Annotated in this window: 18 protein-coding genes; 14 read left to right on the top strand and 4 right to left on the bottom strand. The window is 58.8% G+C overall.

Annotated elements, in window-relative coordinates:
- Positions 1-358: 358 nt before the first annotated feature.
- Positions 359-1,579, top strand: a complete 1,221-nt coding sequence (locus tag HV770_RS28175) for a tyrosine-type recombinase/integrase (protein ID WP_175164839.1) — start codon at positions 359-361, stop codon at positions 1,577-1,579.
- Between the two features lie 152 nt (positions 1,580-1,731).
- On the opposite strand, the gene HV770_RS28170 is transcribed toward HV770_RS28175, so the two are convergent.
- The 3 genes from HV770_RS28170 to HV770_RS28160 all read right to left on the bottom strand — a co-directional run bounded on the left by HV770_RS28170 (position 1,732) and on the right by HV770_RS28160 (position 5,482).
- Entirely contained in the window at positions 1,732-2,985 is a 1,254-nt protein-coding gene (locus tag HV770_RS28170; RefSeq protein WP_175164838.1) for a hypothetical protein, read from the bottom strand.
- A gap of 270 nt (positions 2,986-3,255) precedes the next feature.
- Positions 3,256-4,281 (bottom strand): ParB/RepB/Spo0J family partition protein, encoded by a 1,026-nt coding sequence (locus tag HV770_RS28165; protein WP_175164837.1) that lies wholly within the window; start codon positions 4,279-4,281, stop codon positions 3,256-3,258.
- A complete protein-coding gene (locus tag HV770_RS28160) occupies positions 4,271-5,482 on the bottom strand; it encodes a ParA family protein (protein ID WP_175164836.1) in 1,212 nt (403 codons plus the stop codon). The genes HV770_RS28165 and HV770_RS28160 overlap by 11 nt, the downstream gene beginning before the upstream one ends.
- Positions 5,483-7,080: 1,598 nt before the next feature.
- Here HV770_RS28160 and HV770_RS28155 point away from each other — a divergent pair.
- From HV770_RS28155 to HV770_RS28125, 7 genes are all read left to right on the top strand, one after another.
- Positions 7,081-7,359 (top strand): ribbon-helix-helix domain-containing protein, encoded by a 279-nt coding sequence (locus tag HV770_RS28155; protein ID WP_175164835.1) that lies wholly within the window; start codon positions 7,081-7,083, stop codon positions 7,357-7,359.
- Positions 7,359-7,676, top strand: coding sequence for a type II toxin-antitoxin system RelE/ParE family toxin (locus HV770_RS28150; RefSeq protein ID WP_175164834.1), 318 nt, complete (start codon positions 7,359-7,361; stop codon positions 7,674-7,676). The genes HV770_RS28155 and HV770_RS28150 overlap by 1 nt, the downstream gene beginning before the upstream one ends.
- A gap of 238 nt (positions 7,677-7,914) precedes the next feature.
- Positions 7,915-8,943 (top strand): tRNA 2-selenouridine(34) synthase MnmH, encoded by a 1,029-nt coding sequence (mnmH, locus tag HV770_RS28145; RefSeq protein WP_175164833.1) that lies wholly within the window; start codon positions 7,915-7,917, stop codon positions 8,941-8,943.
- 255 nt (positions 8,944-9,198) lie between these two features.
- A complete protein-coding gene (locus HV770_RS28140) occupies positions 9,199-10,248 on the top strand; it encodes a hypothetical protein (protein ID WP_175164832.1) in 1,050 nt (349 codons plus the stop codon).
- A 327-nt stretch (positions 10,249-10,575) separates the two neighbouring features.
- A complete protein-coding gene (locus HV770_RS28135; protein WP_175164831.1) occupies positions 10,576-10,839 on the top strand; it encodes a hypothetical protein in 264 nt (87 codons plus the stop codon).
- Positions 10,840-10,853: 14 nt separating this feature from the next.
- On the top strand, positions 10,854-11,573 hold the full coding sequence (locus HV770_RS28130) for an autoinducer binding domain-containing protein (protein ID WP_175164830.1): 720 nt from the start codon (positions 10,854-10,856) through the stop codon (positions 11,571-11,573).
- Complete coding sequence (locus tag HV770_RS28125) at positions 11,539-12,531, top strand: fatty acid desaturase (RefSeq protein WP_217468654.1); 993 nt, start codon at positions 11,539-11,541, stop codon at positions 12,529-12,531. Before HV770_RS28130 ends, HV770_RS28125 begins: the two co-directional genes overlap by 35 nt.
- A gap of 71 nt (positions 12,532-12,602) precedes the next feature.
- Here the strand turns inward: HV770_RS28125 and HV770_RS28120 are convergent, their stop codons facing one another.
- Positions 12,603-12,893 carry a DNA-binding protein gene (locus tag HV770_RS28120; RefSeq protein ID WP_175164828.1) on the bottom strand — a complete coding sequence of 97 codons (291 nt, stop codon included), beginning with the start codon at positions 12,891-12,893 and terminating at the stop codon, positions 12,603-12,605.
- Between the two features lie 430 nt (positions 12,894-13,323).
- On the opposite strand from HV770_RS28120, the gene HV770_RS28115 reads away from it, so the two are divergent.
- From HV770_RS28115 to HV770_RS28090, 6 genes are all read left to right on the top strand, one after another.
- Complete coding sequence (locus HV770_RS28115) at positions 13,324-13,707, top strand: mating pair formation protein (RefSeq protein WP_175164827.1); 384 nt, start codon at positions 13,324-13,326, stop codon at positions 13,705-13,707.
- Between the two features lie 9 nt (positions 13,708-13,716).
- The gene (locus HV770_RS28110; protein WP_175164826.1) at positions 13,717-14,001 is read left to right on the top strand and encodes a VirB3 family type IV secretion system protein; all 285 of its coding nucleotides are present in this window, start codon (positions 13,717-13,719) and stop codon (positions 13,999-14,001) included.
- 415 nt (positions 14,002-14,416) lie between these two features.
- Positions 14,417-16,507, top strand: a complete 2,091-nt coding sequence (locus HV770_RS28105; protein ID WP_246291231.1) for a VirB4 family type IV secretion/conjugal transfer ATPase — start codon at positions 14,417-14,419, stop codon at positions 16,505-16,507.
- Between the two features lie 257 nt (positions 16,508-16,764).
- The gene (locus HV770_RS28100) at positions 16,765-17,001 is read left to right on the top strand and encodes a DUF3717 domain-containing protein (RefSeq protein WP_175164824.1); all 237 of its coding nucleotides are present in this window, start codon (positions 16,765-16,767) and stop codon (positions 16,999-17,001) included.
- Positions 16,998-17,648: a TrbJ/VirB5 family protein gene (locus HV770_RS28095; RefSeq protein WP_175164823.1), complete on the top strand. Its 651-nt coding sequence runs from the start codon at positions 16,998-17,000 to the stop codon at positions 17,646-17,648. The genes HV770_RS28100 and HV770_RS28095 overlap by 4 nt, the downstream gene beginning before the upstream one ends.
- A gap of 189 nt (positions 17,649-17,837) precedes the next feature.
- Positions 17,838-18,146 (top strand): EexN family lipoprotein, encoded by a 309-nt coding sequence (locus HV770_RS28090; protein ID WP_175164822.1) that lies wholly within the window; start codon positions 17,838-17,840, stop codon positions 18,144-18,146.

Below are 18,146 nucleotides of genomic sequence, written 5' to 3'. Positions count from 1 at the left end.
ACCGGATCGGCCCGCTCGAGCGCGGCCTCCTGCCCGACACCCTTCGGAGTGAGTGCGGACGGCTCTTCGCGTGTGTCGTCACGCCCACGCAGTCTGTTCTGCCGGATTTCCAGACGCCCGCTCATGACGCGCTGTGCCAGACCACCTCGGCACGCGGGTCGGTTCGTCCCGGCAACGACGGTCCAGGGCCGCTGGCGTCAGAACGCCAGACCGAACGCATGATGCCGCCGCGGGCGCGGCGCTCGCTTTGCCGGCGTGCGCGGCAGGTGGCGCTTGGTGTGAACCCGGCGAACTCGATCGTTAGTTGCGTTATAGATGACTTCGAGGGGGAGGCTGACCTGGTGCCCCGAGCAATCTGATGAGCGACCCCAACTTCGACGGCGCAATCACCGGCCGGCCCGCAGGCGTTACGAGCCGGCCCGCTGGCCAGTCCAACCGGCTTGACAGTCCGATCCTGCCGCCAGGCCTCACCGACGAGGACGTCGTCGGCCGCTGGCTCGCCGCGAAGGCGAGCGGCCGCGGCCGGCTTTCACCGGCGACACTTGCCCAGTACCGCACCGAAGCGGAGCGGCTGTTCTGGTATGCGGGGCAAGCCGGCACACCGATCTCCGCCTGGACCCTCGATGACTTCACGGCCTTCGTCGTCTTCCTGCAGGCACCCGCTCCATGGGCGATCCGCAATCCGGGTGTGCGACGGGGCTCGCCCGACTGGCGGCCGTTTCTCGGCCCGCTGTCGGACCGCTCGGCTGGCCAGACCCAGAAGATCGTCACATCGCTGTTCGACTGGTTGCGCGACGTGGGCTATCTGCAGCGCAACCCGGCAGCGGGTCTGCCGGCGGTTGGCCGGCGCCTCCCGGAAAAGCAGCCGCGCTTCCTGTCGCCGGACGACACCGCGCTGCTGCGCGAGGCGATCGCCGCCCGCCCCGAACGCTCGCGCGAGGCATGCCTCGCGAAGGCGCGCGATCTGTTTGCGGTCGACCTGTTCGAGCGGACCGGGCTGCGGACGACGGAAGCGGTCCGGTGCAGGATGGGCCACGTGAAAATCGAGCCCGTTCCGGCGGAATTACGCCGGGAGTTTCCGGACGCTCCGCCCTTCCAGTGGCTGCTGCGCGTGGAACACGGCAAGGGCGGCAAGGCGCGCTGGGTACCGTGTGACGAGATCGCGCTGTCGCTGCAGGCGTACCGGATGGCCTACGGACTGTCGCCAGTACCTGCCCCGGACGAGACACTGCCGCTGCTGCTGTCAGTCCGGCGCACCAGATTTGGAATATGGAAAGGGCTGCGCAGTCGCACCGGCGTCTGGAACCTCATTACCGGTCTGTGCGACGAGGCCCTTGCCTACGCCCGTGCGCACCGGCGCCGCATCGACGCGGAACGGTTCGAGACCGCGTCAACCCACTGGCTGCGCCATTCGTACGCAAAGGGACTGGCGGCAGCCGTCAGCAACGGGCTGGATGCGCGCGCCGCGCTCGAGAACATGGGTCATTCGGACCTACGGACCTTCAACCAGTACGTCGATGACGAGCCACTGAAGCGCGCTCTGGCAACAGCCCTGGCTCGTGCACGCGGGGCCCGGTAGCGCCACACATCCTGTGTCTTTCGAACGGATTGCCACGGCCCCAAGGCAGCGTGCAGATGAAGGCTTCGTGGCACCTGCTCCGCCGCAAACTACCGCCTCACAGTCACCTCGAAAGCTCGGGTCGATCTGCTCATCTCGCGCCTGCGGTCCGCTCAGACCACTCTTGCCCGAGCCGGGGCGAACCGGCTCAGAGCACCACGCAAAAGCGCCAGGTGGTCGGTGACAGCCGCCGTTGCGACGCGGGGGATGTCGGCAGCCGTCCGGAAGGGCGCGTTTATCTGGCGACGCGTCGGGGCAAACGCGTCAAGGTCCGCGGCGGTGGCCACCCGGATCTGGCCTGCACGCAAAGCCTTCGCAAAACGAGTTTGCCACGCCCCGGCCTCCCGGCGCGCCACGCCTTCCTCCACGCTGTAGACCGACAGCGACATTCCGTCAGCATCAACCACGAGCTTGTGCTCGCCATTCGTATCCACGAACGACTGGCCGGCGAACTGGGCCACCAGCGCCTCAGCTGTTTCCTGTTCCGCAGCCGCAGCACGAGAGGCGTCGCGTTCGGCATCGCGGCTGCGGACCTGGAACTCAAAGTCAGCGGTGCTACGAAGCAGAGCCTGCAGGTAGCAGATTGGGCGGTCGGCTTTTTTGAGGTGCTCCCAGGTTGCCTCGACAACATCGGAGAGTCGCTTGCCCTGCTTCCGCGCTTCGCGCATCAATTTGAAAATTAGAAATTTCCGAAAACCCAGGGGACACAGGCGCTGAAGGTCCGCAGGCAGTTGCCCCGGTTGTCTCTTTTGAAAAGCAGTAGGGCAAAGATCCTTATATATACCACCGTCTGCCAATGTGGCAGACCGATGGGGAAAAGCTTCAGCTGCGTGCGCAGCAGTCTGCGGCACTACAGCATTGCTGCTTGATGACTCGATCTTGACCTGCGGCGCATCGATGACTTCTACAACACGTACGGGCTCTTCAACCAGCCCAAGAATGACGGCGGCTCGTTCTGTGAGGTGAAGGTATGCTCGACCGAAGAGTCCCGCCTCTACATAGCGACGCTGCGGCCGCCGGTCAATGAGACCGGCAGCTTCCAAGTCGTCAAGGCTGCGATAGAAGGTCCGTTCGGATTGCATCGCACGCTCCGTCAGGAGTTCGCGCCGGGCGAAAATGCAACCGTACGGGTTCGACGCGTCAACCGTTCGGGCAAGGGCGGCTAACAGCGAGCGCGCCCGAGCAGGCACCCCATGGAGTCGCGAAGCGCGGTGGACGGCCCGAAGAATAACCCACGGTAAGTTGACCGAGTCCGAGTTAAGAGCGACCGCGTCACCAGAAGTGGCGGAAGGGTTGGCGTCGCTAGCTTCAAAAGAGGCAGGGCGTAACCCTTCCTCGCCAGCAACGAGGTGTTGCGCGATAGACATATCCAGCGTCCATTTCTGAAAAATGGATGGAGTACGCTTGACTGTCGGATTCGTTCGGCTACACTTCGAGGTGTCTAGCCCTTACCCGATTTGCCGTCGGGAAGTGCAGCCGGGCGAGCGAACAGCAAGCCCTTATTCAAAAGCCTCCGGCGCCAACCGGAGGCTTTTGTCTTTTATGCCCTGTTATCCGCTCATCTTCCTTTGCTCCTGATCACCCGAGCACGAGCCGGCCGGGAACCTTTAAACTTTAAAGTCATTGATTTTAAAGAGTTATTTTTCAGGGTTGCTGGTTTGAGCATCCTGAGCCGCTGCTGCACTTTTCTCCAAGACCTCTTTCAGGGCTGACTGAACCGCTTGGGCTTCCGCTTCTGACTGGAACTCCAATCGCACCACATTTTTTGCCTGCCGGACGTCACAGTATGTGCCGCGCCCAGCCCTGATCTTGAAAGACGAGGCGATAGGGGGCGCCTTGTGTTTCGAAGGATCGGCGCTCGCGAACTTCACGGCTTGGCCTTCATCCAGCTCTTTGTTAGCCAGCCGCTGTGCTGCGAGAACCACCCGATCAGCCTTCCCCGTCCTGACGAGGCGCGCCAACGCATAGCCGGAGGTTGCGCCCATCAGACTGGGCTTCTCGTTAAGTAAGGCAAGAACTTCCGCCGGGAGATCGTCAAACGCCATCAGTGCCGAAACAACTGATTCCCCCACCCCGGCCTGTTCTGCCATCTTTGCCTGTGTGATGCCTGGGAAGCGTTGGCGGATGTCCTTGAAGCCGAGATACTTCTCGTAATCGGTTAGGTCGGACTGCAGGAGGTTGGCGTAAAACGCGCCTAATGCCGCCTGGTCCTCGGTTGAGTCGCTGAGCACGCAGTCGATCTCGGCCCGCTCGAGTTCTCGATAGGAGTCGGTGCGCCAGTGCCCCGAGACAATCTCGAAACCGCCTTCAAGTCGCGGTCGAATCGCGACCGGAGTCATCAGTTCGTTATGGCGAAGATTCTCTCTTAGCTCTGCGTACGCTTCCGGCGATTTGTAGCGGCGGCGTCCAGGAACCTCGTGGAGGTCCGACAACGGCACCTTCATTGACCCCCTACCGTTTCGCTTGGCCGCTTCCAACTGTTCCTGCAATTGCTGGATCCGTTCTTGATACTCTCGGGCTTCGAGGCGAAAGGCACCCAATTGCGCCGGCATCGTACTCGCGCGTGGCTGAGCCTCGGGAAGGCGTGCTGCTGCTGCAGACTCAGCTCTCTCAGCGACTCCGGCGGTACGCGCCATTAGGCGTTCCTTCAGCTTACTCGACATGCGCTTTCTCCTTCTCCTTCACAAAGTGCGAAGCCCACGCGCCTTGAACATGGCTTTCAATCTCGTCGACCATGGCGTCGAACGAATCAATGGCGTGGTTGTACGCGCTCAGTGCTGGTATGTCGTAGATAGTCTTGAACTCAGCCGCCGCGTTCTTGACCACTGGCGAGTCCTGAATTTCCGCTCGACCCAGTAGCTCCGGATAGGTCTGCTGTATCCACGAGCGGACCACGTCAGTCGCATCGACTCGCGGCTTGACTTTGGAAAGGAAAATGCTGATGAAGGCGAACTCTTTCTTGACATCTCGATCGTCGGACAGCGCTTTGAACAGATCCGCGAACTGTCTGAAAAAAGACGCGCTTGACGCATAGTCAAGTGTCTCCGGCGGTAGCGGAACGACAAGGCCGTCGCTCGACATAAAGCAGCTGGTCGCGAGGTAGGCTAGGCTCGGCGGTGTATCGATCACGATCACGTCGTACTTCTCTCGAATAGGACCCATTGCACGTTCCAGCACCTGCCAGAACTGATAGGTAGGATCTTTTGATTGCCGGTTTGGAAGGTAGAAGTCCGCGCCGAACAGCGCAGGACAGGCCGGAATGAAGTCGAGACCGTCCCAGTAGCTAGGGATGATCGCGTAGTTCAGATCGGGCTGTTCCTCATAGACGAGTGGCATCACCGTCATCTCTTCGGTGACTTCGGGCGTGGGAACGTAACCCATCAGGGTCGTCGAGGAAGCCTGCGGGTCGAGGTCGATTAGCAGAACCTTGTGGCCGTGAAGGGTAAGTCCCTGAGCAATCGCCACGGCGCTGGTGGTTTTCCCAACCCCTCCTTTGAAGTTGCCAACGGCCATTGCGATGCCGGGAGCGCCTTGCGGTCGAGGCTTGTACGGGCCCGCGAGCCTGACAAACTGCTGAGCGTCCGCGAGCGTGAATTCGCGATTGCGTCCATTGCCGGTGAGGGTGCCCGTGGGATACTCTCCCCTCTTGTTGCCCCGAGTACAGAGGTACTGGACCTGCGTGCGCTCAATCTTGCACAGCTTGGCCACGCGAGATGCCGTGAGCATGGGCGCCATCTTTCTAGGCCAAGGCTCAAGGAGATCGTCCCTCAGCTGCGCGAGCGTCGCTTCCGCCCGGTCAGCAATGGCGATCAGTTGGTCAATACCGATAGCCTTGCGAGGCGGCGACAGTTCCTTAATAGCCATGAGATACCTGCAAAGTGGTGTTGTCATCGAAAATCGCGGAAATCACCGAAGTTCGATGACGTGCGATTTCGGCGAATAATAGCCGGTAAACTCGTAAACTTGAAGGTTTACTTGAGGTGCGTGTTGCAGAACGTTGCGCAGAGGGGGTGAACCTCCGGCGCAAAGTTGAAGGCTCGTGAAGAAATTCAATTTATGTTAGTGTTTTGTAATGTATGAATTGGAGTTTCCCAGAAAGATTCAAACTTCAAAGTCCTTGATAGTTAGGGATGTTTTTTCGGGGAATGAACCGGATACCACTCGCGTCCGGACTTGGGTTGATCTCTTTGCCACCGAATGGCCTTTACGTGCTGCGTCCTCTACCTCGCATGCGTCGGTGAGCCTATGTAGACGTCAAGCGTGTTCCCGATCTCGAACACACCGGGCAAGAAAGCACGTTGGTGCACGGTCTGCGCGGCTGAGTATTCTTTTCCGAAGTATTTCCCGATGCCTCGCGTCGGTGCCACGAATCAGCATCTACGCCACACCGCCATATTGCTCGCTCCGCCGGAATAACAGTTTCGTCACACCGACCACCGCGAGTTGTTCTATTGCGAACGACATCGACTCCTCCTTAGGAATGGGACTGCCCGGAAACTTGGTTCATGCCTCGGGGAACCAAACAAAAAGTGACATAGCCGCCCCGCGGACGGACCTTCCATGCCCGGACGGATCTATTCGACACGCGAACGCCACTACGAAGCAGGACAGGAGCGTGCCTGCATCGAGCAGACGAAAATCAAAAGCAGTGCTGTTTTTGCGAAGCCGAGAGCCATTCAATAATGCGGTGCCGAGATATGGTGCGGGAGGTCCACGAGCGATCCAACCGCACTGCTTTCAGGAAGAAAGTGGACAACATATCGACAGGACGAAAACGGCAGGAGAGCAGGTATCGGCCTCGACGGTTTTCTACAACGAGATCCATTTCGCCGCGGAAGTGCGCAACGGCCGCGCGTGGTTCGCTAAAAGTTACGCCTGCTTCGCCAGCCCACCGCCGGCACTGTCCTCGAGTACTGTCTGGCGCGTCTGGCAGCAGGGGGCGACTGGGAGATAGTCGGCCGTGATGGCCCACATGCAACCGACATCTGGAAAAAGCATGGTGATGGATTTCCGTACCACAGCGGTCGGTCTTTCTCATGGCACACAGCTGCTACGATGTCGCCATTGCGGCGTTTTCTGTCCCGGTTAGAGTGCATGCCCCGATTCTTATCAGAGGGGTACTTGCCTTCGACAAGCCAATGCGACTCAGCCTTGCCGATACCGGATGTCCAGTGTGGCAGTGATAGCCCGGTTCCCCGGTGGCTTTCAAAGGCACGCTGCAGCACGGAGGAGATGACCCTCAGGCGGCACCGCATCTTCAACACACTTAGGCGGATGCTTTGGATCCTCACCGAGGGTGGCAGGCGAACGGCTTGTCCAGATGAAGAACCTCTTGTGTGTACCGTTTGCTGGCTGCTCCCGCACGAAGACGCATCTGCAGATACCTGTCGCCGCGCGGAAGCCTTGCAGGTATCGAGGGCAAGGCGTAGGATTAAATCCTACACTCAGAAGGGAGACTTCCCGTGCGCTCAACCCAACAATTCAGTATCACGCTGCCCAACGAAATGGCCGAGGCAGTCAGGTCAAAGGTGGCCGCTGGCGAATACGCGACGGAAAGCGAAGTGATCCGCGATGGACTCCGGGCGCTCCTCGCGCGTGACCGCGCAGTGGAAAGCTGGCTGCGCGAGCAGGTCGCGCCCGCCTATGATGCGCTAAAGGCTGACCCGTCTCGCGCCGTCGGAGTCGACCAGCTGCGCGCGTCGCTCGCCGCGGAACATAGCAAGGCCAACGAAAAAGCGTAATGTCCTATACCGTCGTCTTTACACCGGAAGCGCAGGAACAGCTGCTTGAGCTCTATCGCTACATCGCGGCCGTCGGCTCGCCGGTGATCGCAGAACGCTATATTAGCTCGATCATTACGTACTGCGAAGAGATGCGGACTTTTCCGCATCGAGGCAATCGTCGGGATGACATTCGTGAGGGCCTGCGCGTCACGAATTACCGGAAGAGGGTAGTGATAGCCTTCGACGTTGACCCGGAGCAGGTCTCTGTGATCGGCATTTTCTACGGCGGACAGGATTACGAGACGGTCCTGCTGGCTGACACCGACGACTCCTGACTCTGCCGGAGAGATTCCCCGCCAGACTGCACAACAACTATATTGGCGGAGTCACTCCCGTTAGTTGTTTGGGCCGTCGTCGGAGTGACATAAAGAATTCTTGAAACCATCCGATATGCCCGACGGGCCTTTAGCACACGCGCATCATCGCCGGCGCTCAATTGCTCGACGCGTTGAGTCTTACCCGGATGGCGTAGAGAACATTCGTTGTACGTCAAAAATCACAGGGTAGGTGGGCATGTACCGGTTCGACGATTACGACCTTATCATCGACGCCCGCAGCGAACGCGAATACGCCGTGGATCACATCCCTGGGGCAATCAACCTACCCGTGGTCAGCAATGACGAATACGCCGAGGTCGGCACCCTGCATCGGACCGACAAAATGCGGGCATATCTGATCGGCGTGTCCTATTCGCTGAAAAACATTTCGCGTCACCTTGACACTGTAATTGCGGGCCGCCCGCGTCATGGCAGGGTGCTTGTATATTGCTTTCGCGGCGGAAAGCGCAGTCGACTTTGGTTTGATGCGCTCGATACAATCGGTTATAAGGTGGACCGTCTGCCTGAAGGCTGGAAGGGCTATCGACGGTGGGTCAACGAACAACTGGCAACGCGGCCGCGTGAGTTCTCGTATGTGGTCCTGTCAGGCTCGACTGGTTGTGGAAAGACTCGCTTGCTCGATCAACTCGAAGCCGCCGGCGCGCAGGTGTTGAATCTGGAGGCGCTCGCGTCTCACCGGGGCTCGGTCATCGGCGCGATACCTGGTACGCCGCAGCCGACACAGAAATACTTTGATAGCCTGCTGCAACAGAAGCTTGGTACCTTCTCACCCGGTCGCCCGGTGTGGGTCGAAGCAGAGAGCAAGAAGATTGGCAACGTACAGTTACCGCCGGCGCTGCTCGAAACGATGCATATGAAGGGCAAGCTTGTCCGCGTGAATACGCCGATGGCCCAGCGTGTCATATTGTGGCGAGAGGACTATCACCATTTCGAGCAAGATCCGGACGCCTTCGTATCGAAGCTCGCCCCTCTACGGGACCTTGTCGGCGGCAAAGAGTTTGAGGTGTGGCAGGAAATGGCCAGATCACGGCAAGTACCCGAATTGTTCGAGCGGGTCATGGTCGCGCACTACGACCCTGCCTATGCGCGTTCGACAAGGCGCAGTTATCCCGCACTGGCAGACGCACCGGTCATTGAGTTGCAGGAACTGTCGCCAGACAGTCTTCGCGCCGTCGCGCATGGGCTCATTGAGCGCTTCGGCTAAACGGCCCTTATCGCAAGTTTGTTAAAACCGCTCCATCGCCAATCGCCCGCGATAGGAGTGGAGTACGGCATATTTTCCAGATTGTCGCTGGAAGAAACTCCGGGATGCAGAAAGATTTCCTCCTTTAATGCAGGGCGCATTTCTCTGTGTTTCTGTTTGTAACCGAATTGGCGGAGGCGAAGGGAGGACGGTATGTTCATATCTTATGAATTGATCTAATCGGGACAGATTGACTGATTCGGATTGCTTCAGAAAATGACCACGACGATCGAAGACCGCATGATCTTGCTCCTGAATGAGCAGGCACGCCTCGCTCCAATTGAAGACGAAGGGACGAAGGGGGCACTTCGCAGAGCGTCCGCTTCTCTGCTCCTGCGGCCTGAGCCTGGCCGGGGCTACTTGGAGCGGCTGACGGAGTACACCCGTATTTCCGTTCAGCGCTGGCGCAAGGTTTTTCATCGCCGACAACGGCCGACGCCCGACATGATCCAGGCGTTGGCGCGGCTTTTCCCACACTATGCTTTCTGGCTTGTCACGGGCATTACGGACGCGGCGAACGGCCATGTTGCGCCGGATAGCGCGCAAACATTTCCGGAGCGCCTGTATGCGCAGTCAGATGGCGCATTCCAGTATTTCCGCAGATCACTGGTGCTATTTCGCCGACTGTTCGAGGAGTCGGGCGTAAATCTGGAGGATGACCATCAGCGCATGTATGCAGCGGAGCGCACCAGGCCGCTCGCGCACTGGCACGACAGTCCGCTTGTCGATGCGGCTTACCGGGTCGCTCAATCTAGGGAGTACCGCGAGCTAGGAGAGATCTGGGCGTCCCGCGAGAAGTACCGGGCTGATGAGCTGAAGCGCAATTGGCTAACTTCCCCTGACGGTCGGCCGTGGGTTCGGCGCGCCAAGGATGCAAAGAAGCTGGGTCTCTCGTTTCCCATACTGGGCGTCGATCCCCGCACAGCGCACCAGGACCACTGGGATCTTTACTACGTCCCGCGAGCGCCCTGCCCAACGCGCTTCGCGTTGAGCGTTCTGAACACATCGCCGGCGGAGTTGACCAGCGACGAGTTGGAGCGCGTGCGCACGTGGCTGGAGCAGTTGCAGGACGATGATCTGTCGGTCTTCTTTCAGTATCTCGAGCATCACGGCATCGACGTTGACTTAATTTTTCGGCGGGAGCCCGGAACCAAACGATTCGCATGGCTCGGAATGGCCGAGTCCGAGATAGACCAGTTCGTCAATTACGTGCAAAGCCTGCGTTCGAGTCGAACGCGCGATACGTATCCAGCACGGACGGGCTGAAGGCTGGCGCAGCACTCTAGCGCATGAGGTGGCCCGGCGATTCGCCGGAGTGAAGAGGATTAGTTGGATTGGAAGCTATGAGCGAATGTATCAGCATTGTGTGCCCGTCTTGTGGGGTCGATCACGGTGATGATGGATGGGAAGTCTTGCAGGAAAACGAAGTCCATCGGATGAAGTGCGAAGCCTGTCATGCTGAATTTTTCATGTCGATTTTCGAGTGCGAAAGATGTGTGGCAGACAATGTGATTTCGTCTCTATCTGAGCATGAAGTCAAGGATCGAACGTGTCGCGTGTGCGGACATCGCTCCGAGATCGAAGGCGAGGATCATGAAGAACTTGGTCTATGAGAGAGCCATTAGCGCCGATGTCGAGCAGGTGGGAATTCGCCTCTATCAGGTGCCAAACGGCTTCATTGCGGAAAGGTATCTGATCCAGGGTGACGAACTTATGCTGGTTCAGATTTTGCCCGTTTCATCAAAAGCCGAGTTTGAAAAGTTCGCGCTTTCGGATCCGCATCATTCGGCGATGCGGGTACTTTATATGGAAGTGCAAAACATTGTCTGGGAAGGTGGAATTGGTGAAGTAATCTAGACGGATCGATCATAATGGAACTGAGCTTTGATGCCGTTATAAACGCAGCGGATGAATTAGAGTTGATACCTCTTGTTAGGGACGCGATTCGATCGAAGGGGGCCGAATGGTTCGTGTTCGTTTCGTTGCATCCTACCGATCATTCAGCTAGTCGTTCCACCCATCGATTCTTGATCGGTTGCCGCCCCGAATGGTGTCAACTGTACAACGCAAACAGATGGTATCTGACGGACCCCTGCCTCGATTACGCGCGATCGAACACGGCGCCAGTGCTAGGCTCGGAGTTGCCTATCCGGACTGCTGGGCAAAAGCGGATGCTTGAAGTGGCCGCAGAACACGGGTTTCTCAGTGCATTCCTCATTCCTGCGCATGCCAGCGAGAAAGGGCGGATTGGAGCTCTCTACCTTGGCTCGAGCACGAGGCGCGACGAGGGTGAACCGAAGCTCAGGGAGGGAAGGGCATTTTTCCGGGCCTTGGCACTGGAGCTTCTTGATTGGTCATCGCGAGCGGTGCGAGAAGATGCGATCAGAAAGTGCGGTCTTTCGCAACAGGACGTGCAGTTGATTGGCTTCGTGCGATCTGGCTTCAATGCAGGTGCAATCGCCGCCGAACTGAAGGTGTCTTCGACGACTGTCTACAGGCAGTTCCAGCGCATCAACGAGAAGATTGGCGTATCGCACATTACGGCGGCGGTGCGGTTTGCAGAAGAAAATGACATCTTTGCGCAACCGTAAAGGTGGGTTCTGGCTGTCGACGCTATTACCGGCGGCCGCGGCGGCACTGTTCTTTTTCGGGTATCCCTGGTTGTTTTTGCTTCTCTTGGTTGCAGTGGTTCCGGCTGCTGACGCGCTTATCGGCCAGGATGTGGAGGTCACAAACCGAAGGGCGAGCCACGCGCCGGGCGGCCCCACAATTCCGGTCACTTACATTTGCGTCTGGGGCATCGCGGTGCTTGTTGCCCTCGAAAGAGCGGTGACCGCGAGACCGCTGGAGTTCGCCGGACTGGTGATTGCCTCCGGCGTGGTGAGTGCTTTCGCAATGGCGCACATTCATGAGGTAATGCACCGGGGTGGGCGTCGGTCGAGGTTGATCTCCGACGTAGCGCTAGCAGTCGCTGGATACCCTCACTACCGATTCGTACATCAACTCCATCACGGGCATGTAGGCGATCCGCGATTTGGCTCAACGGCTCATGCTGGCCTGTCGGTCTGGTGTCATGTCGGCCGCTCCTTCTTCGCTGCGCTGAGATCCGCTATCGCTTACGAGCTTGGGCAGGCCCGCCATTGGAGAGAAAACAGGCTGCTGCAAATCGTCCTGGTCAGCGTAGCAGTAGTGGCTCTTTTCGCGTGGTTTGGTGGTTGGCGCGGGGCCCTTTTCTACTTGGGGCAGGGCATATTCGCCGTTTTCGTCGTAGAAACGGTCGGCTATCTGCAGCACTATGGTCTGTGTGGCAGTCCTGATGAATTGGGCGATCAGGTCGCATGGGATGTTAATTTCTGGCTGTCCAACCGGTTACTTGTAAATAACGGTCTTCACACTCACCACCATCTAGAGCAGACGCGTACCTATGATCGCTTGGTTCAGGCCGGGAGAGCGCTTCCTGGCGGCTATCTGCACATGTTCGCCCTAGCGTTAATTCCACCGCTCTGGTTCTCGGTCATGAACCACAGGCTGCCAAAGGCAAGCGACTAGCACAAAACGCCGGCGACCGCAAGGCTAAGTGCGCCTCTTGAATTCGTCACACCATCTGTCGGAAAGTGTCACTACGGTGTTGTCTTGGTAGTGCGCTTGCGTGCGGCAATAGCGAGCATGCGTTCCGCGAACATCGTTATCTCGTCTGGGGTCATGAGCTCGGCGAGAGACATTGTAGTGACGGTTTCACGCATTTCGTCGACATCGGTATCGTCGCGTACGACGCTGAGTCCGGGATAGGTCGACTCCAAACGAGCGACCAGCTCAGCGTTGAGTGGGCGCCGATTTATCGTGGCGGATTCCTTCAACTGGTAGTAGAGGGACCACGGTAGCCGGAATTGTGAGCGGTAGCTGTCTTTCATAGTGACATTTGACACTATGGTGGCGCTGGAATATAGTGACACTGTGTCACTATATAGTAGTGACCAAAAAGCACCAGAGGAGAGGGAATGGGTGACATCGTTCGCTCGCAGTGTCGACTCCCCCGAGAGCTAAATGAGTGGCTCATCGAGCGAGCAAAGCAGGAGGCACGGTCGAAAAATGCGCAGCTCGTTGTTGAGCTTCGTACTCGTCGGGCCGAACTGGAAGATGAGGCCGTCTGCAAGGGATGCGCATCGGATGCGCCGACGTTGCCAATGTTGCGAGAGGAGGTGTCAGAGGGAGATTAATTTGGCTCCAAGCGCGATCCGGCCAGACTGTTGATGGCGCCCGGAGAGCGATAGGAGCGGTTGATGTCGGTGCTACCAACACTGACACCAACCTAGCCATTTCGCAACCCTGTGAGGACTAACCATGGCTACCGTCATTATAGGCGCGCTCACGCTCGCCCCTGCAATTCAGCACTTCTTGCTTGGCAAGTCACCCCCGCTGACGCGCTCGAAATCAAAGTCGGCGGCCATGCTGGCCCTGTTGTTCGTTGCTGTGGTGTTCCCCGAATACGCCTATGCGATGGATTACAGCACCGGCACTGGCCTGGTTCGCGATTTCGTTAGCTGGCTGTTCGTAGACGCGGGTCCCTATGTCTTCATGGCGATTCTCGGCATCTGTGTGCTCGGGGTGCCGAAGGGTTGGATTCCGATGAAGGGTGCCGTGATCGCAGTGATCTGCTCATTTGTGTTCTTTGCGGTCCCTTCTATCGTCCGCTATGCGGCGTCGGTCGCTTCCTCGCAGATTTGAGGTGAGGTCATGCGTGAAGTACACGAAATCCCGAAAGGTATGGTGCAACCCTGGATGATATGGGGTTGCCTAGCTGAGCTGTTCCTCGGTTCGTTCGTATTGCCCGCGGTTGTCTTCATGTTCCTCAAATGGTGGCCGGTGATGCTCGCCGTGCCCTTCATGGTCATCGGCGCCTATCTGATCACCGCGAAAGACATGTTCGCGTTCTCGGTCGCGTATCAGAGTTTTGGCGCGACGGCGAAGCCACGTAGCCTCAAATACTGGGGCGGAGCGAAGACCTATGTCCCTCGGTGACTTTCTGAATCGTCATTTCGGTGCGTCGCCATTCGTTCAGCGTAGCGAGGCAGACAAGGATGATGCGGCTGATCTCCACGCCTCGCGCGAACTTCCGTTTGGCCTGAACGCGTACTACAACGGTCATACGTTGCGTACGCTCGACAGCGGACTCGTGCAAATAGTGCGTCTCCAGGGGCTCTACGCGGAAATGCTGGATGACATCGGCGTCGATGCGTACAAGCATCAGCGAAACACCGCGCTGGAGTCGATTGCTGACAGCAACGTGGGCATTTACGTGTACGAGATCCGGCGCAAGGCCAACCGGTGGCCCGCCGGTAAGTATTCGAACTGGTTTCCGAATTTCCTCAATGAAAAGCTGAAGGCGCGTTTCCAGATGCGGTCGTTGTATCAGCACGAAATCTATATCGCCATCGTGCGCTACCGGCACTACAGCGGGGTAGTGGGGCGGCTCGATCGCGTATTCAATGCGATCAATCCTTCTGGCGCCAACGACAGGCTTGAAACGGAGTCGCGGCAGGCGCGTGACCTTGAAGAGAAGGTCAACTCGCTGATGAAATCGCTGGCACACTACGCGCCTCGCCGGCTGGGCCGCGTCGAAACGGAAATCGGACCATGTTGCGAGATGGCGCGCTTCCTGCGCTATCTGCTCACGCAGGAAGACGGCCCCGTGCTCGCTGACTCGTACAACCTGGCCCAGGCGATCGCGAGTTCGTATCTGCATTTCGGCCGCAACCCGATCTTGGGGAAAGACGTTTTTGAAGTCAACGGGCTCAACCATCGCCGCATCGGACAGGTGCTCGCCATGTCGCGCTGGCCCGATGGCGCTGTCGCCGGGATGGCTGACCGGTTCCAGCGGCTGCCCGCCGAACTGATTGTCACGCAGAAGTTTTTCCCGATCGACAAGCTTGACGCCAGCATGGCGACGTCGACCAGTGAGGCCCGGCTGTCGCACGACCGGACGACTGCCGGCATGTCGGCGGAAATCACCGCGTTGCGTATGCGGCAGGCGGCCAATAAGGCCGTGCTCGGCACGCATCACATGAGTGTTCTCGTTCACGTGCCGGTAGAAGGGCGCTCGCAGGAAGCCGCATTGAAGGCGCTCGAGGCGCTGGACGATGCCGTGGGAAAGGCGGGCGAGTGCTTCAAGAACTGGGGCGTGAAGCCGGTTGTCGAGACGACCGGCATGGAGCGTGCCGTATGGTCGCAGATACCGGGTGCCAGCAAGCGGCATAACGGCCGGGTCGGCAAGGTCGAGACGATCGAGTTCGCCTGCTTTGCATCGCTGCACAGCTTTCCGCAAGGGCGTTTCGACGGAAACCTCTGGGGCGAATGCCTCATGGTTCTGCCGACGGAAGGTCAGACCGGCTACTTCCTCAATCTGCATGAAGAGCGTCCAGGAATGGTGCCCGCGCACGGCAATTTCGGGGCGAAAACGGGGACCGGCAAAACGTTGCTTGTCGCGACGATCACCAGCCAGGCCGACAAGTTCGAGCCACGGGTGCACTGGTTCGACCGGGAGAACGGGAGCACCGTGTTCATGCAGGCGATGGGCGCCGCCGACATCGTACTCAGCCTGTCACGGTCCCTTGGCAATCCCTGCAAGATGCCCGACACCGAACAGAATCGCGCGATGCTGCGCGAGCTGCTGCAGATGATGGCGACGTGCTACGGCTATGTGCTTACTGTCGATGATATCGAACGCATTGCCACGGCGGTCAATGACAACTTCAACGACCACCTGACCAGGTTCGAAGACCGGCGCCTGCGCAATCTCGCCTGGCGGTTCGGCGCGAAGAATTCAGCCCTGTACCAGGCGATTGCGGTATGGCACAGCGGTGGCGCGAATGCTCCAGTCTTCGACAACGAGCATGACACGCTCGACGTGACAACGCACCGTCACTACCGATATGAGATGCGGGAGCTGATGAAGGACAAGGAAGCGAAGCCGGAGCTTCCTGTCCTGCTCAACTATCTGACGCATCGTATCGAACAGTCGCTCGACGGATCACCCGCAATCATCGTGTGGGACGAAGCCCAGATGCTGATCCGCAACGCATTCTGGCAACAGAAGATCGAAACATACCGGGAAACATTCCGCCGGCGCAACTGTGCGACGCTCTTCATTACGCCGGAGCCCAGCGCGCTCTATCGACCCGTGGCGGCTGTGAAGAACCAGGCGGTGACGAGTTTCTATCTGGCGAACGACAAGGCCGATCGACGGGACTACATCGATAACCTCGACTTTTCGCAGAGCGAGTTCGAGTTTATCGAGCGCGCCGTGCCGGAGGAGTTCAAGGTGCTTATCAAGAAGGGCAACGGAGTCAGTGTGCGCGCCTCGTTTGATATGTCGGACATGCCTGAGCTCGTTGCCGTGCTGTCGTCGAATGACAGGTCGGTTGAACTGATGAATCGTGTTCGCGCCGAGTTGGGCACAACGGACCCGAGCCGGTGGGTTCCGGTGTTCATGGCGCGGGCTCTAGCTGAACGGACGCACAACGTTTGACCTGAGACGTGGAGGTGACCCTGTGATCGGACAGATTGCAATCGGCGTACTTGGTGCCGCGAGCGTTTTCCTGTCGCAGGACCGGCGCGAACACTGGCGGAAGTGGGCCTGCATCTGTGGACTTGCAGGGCAACCGTTCTGGTTCTGGATGGCGTGGGAATCGCAGCAGTACGGCGTACTCGCGCTTTGTTTTGTGTATGCGTGGTCGTGGGCGCGAGGCTTCAGGATGTACTGCATGGACAACCAGGAGCGGCGGCATGCGGTTCACGCTCGGTGAAATCGAAGGGGCAATCCACTGGTGGCGTGTGCGCGCGTCATCGGATGCCGGGTTTGCCGGCAGCGCCGTGGGATGTGCGCTGGCGCGACTTTACGGCGAGACGATCGCTGACCATCGCGTGGTGGCAGATAACGAACTCGACGACCTGCAGCGCGATGCTTTGCGCGCTTTCGTGCGGGTGTCAACTGTGCAACAGGATGCGGAGGTGCAGAGATGAAAGGTGCATTTGTGACGGCCACCGCAGCGATGGCCATATCGATGTCAGCGTTCGCAGCGGGCGTTCCCGTCGGTGACGCCGGGACGTGGACCGCGCTGGCCGCGCAACTGGCTCAGCTCAAGCAGCAATACGACACGCTCAAGCAGCAATACGGCGCGGTAACCGGTTCATACGGGCGCGGCGGCCAGGGGTTGACCGATGCAATTGACGCGTCGTCAATTGTTCCTGGCAGCTGGCAGGACGTTGTATCGCAGCAGAAGAGCGGCATCTACGGCAGCCGACAGGCGACGTATGAAAAGGTGATGAACACGATGTCACCCGATGACTTCGCGGACAAGGGCGAGGGCGCGAACTACAGGATGAGCACCGATTCGGTTCGGTCGGCGCTGGCTGGTGGAGAGTCGCTGTACGACGAGGCGCAAACGCACCTGCGTAATTTCCAGAACCTGTCGCAACAGGTCGACACGACGCAGAACGTCAAGGACGCAGCCGATCTGCAGAACCGCATGTCGGCCGAGCTGGGCATGGCGCAGTCCGCACAAACGAAATTGCAGGCCATCAATGCGAATCTGACGGCGAACCAGGTGAATGAAAGTAATCAGGCGACGGCGGCTCGCACGAAGTTCTTTCACAACGTATCGAAGTGAGGAACGACATGCGACTCATCGCTTTTTCCCTTCTGATGGCAGGGGCCATGTGTCTCGCCGGTTGTGCGCATTCCGGCGCGATATCGAAATCGCCGTGCGCGTGCGATTTTCATCCGATCGGCCATCAGGTGTAACTCGTGCACCGTGAGCCTGCCGGCGCACAGGGTGACTGAAACGGGAGACAGACATATGACGTGGACAGGCAAACTCACCTGGTTCCTTCTCGCGGTAGCAGCGGTTGGTTTCGGCGGCTTGATCATTTACGTCGTGCATACCAGTGGCACGGGTCACGGCACTACCGAACCCCCCGCGCAGACTGTGCCGGCGTTCGAGCCGAAGACCGAAGCGTATTACCTCGCGCATCAGGACGAGATGAAGCAGCGACTGGCTGAATGCAAGAACCACGGTATCGGCGTCGGCGCCGACACCCCGGAAGCAAGGGATTGCACGGCGGCAGCCGCAGCGGTTAACGACAGGTTCTTCGGCGCGAGCAAGTGA

The organism is Paraburkholderia fynbosensis (assembly GCF_902859935.1).
GTDB lineage: Bacteria > Pseudomonadota > Gammaproteobacteria > Burkholderiales > Burkholderiaceae > Paraburkholderia > Paraburkholderia fynbosensis.
Note: the sequence above shows the minus strand (reverse complement) of the source record. Positions and strands in the feature narration are given on the sequence as shown.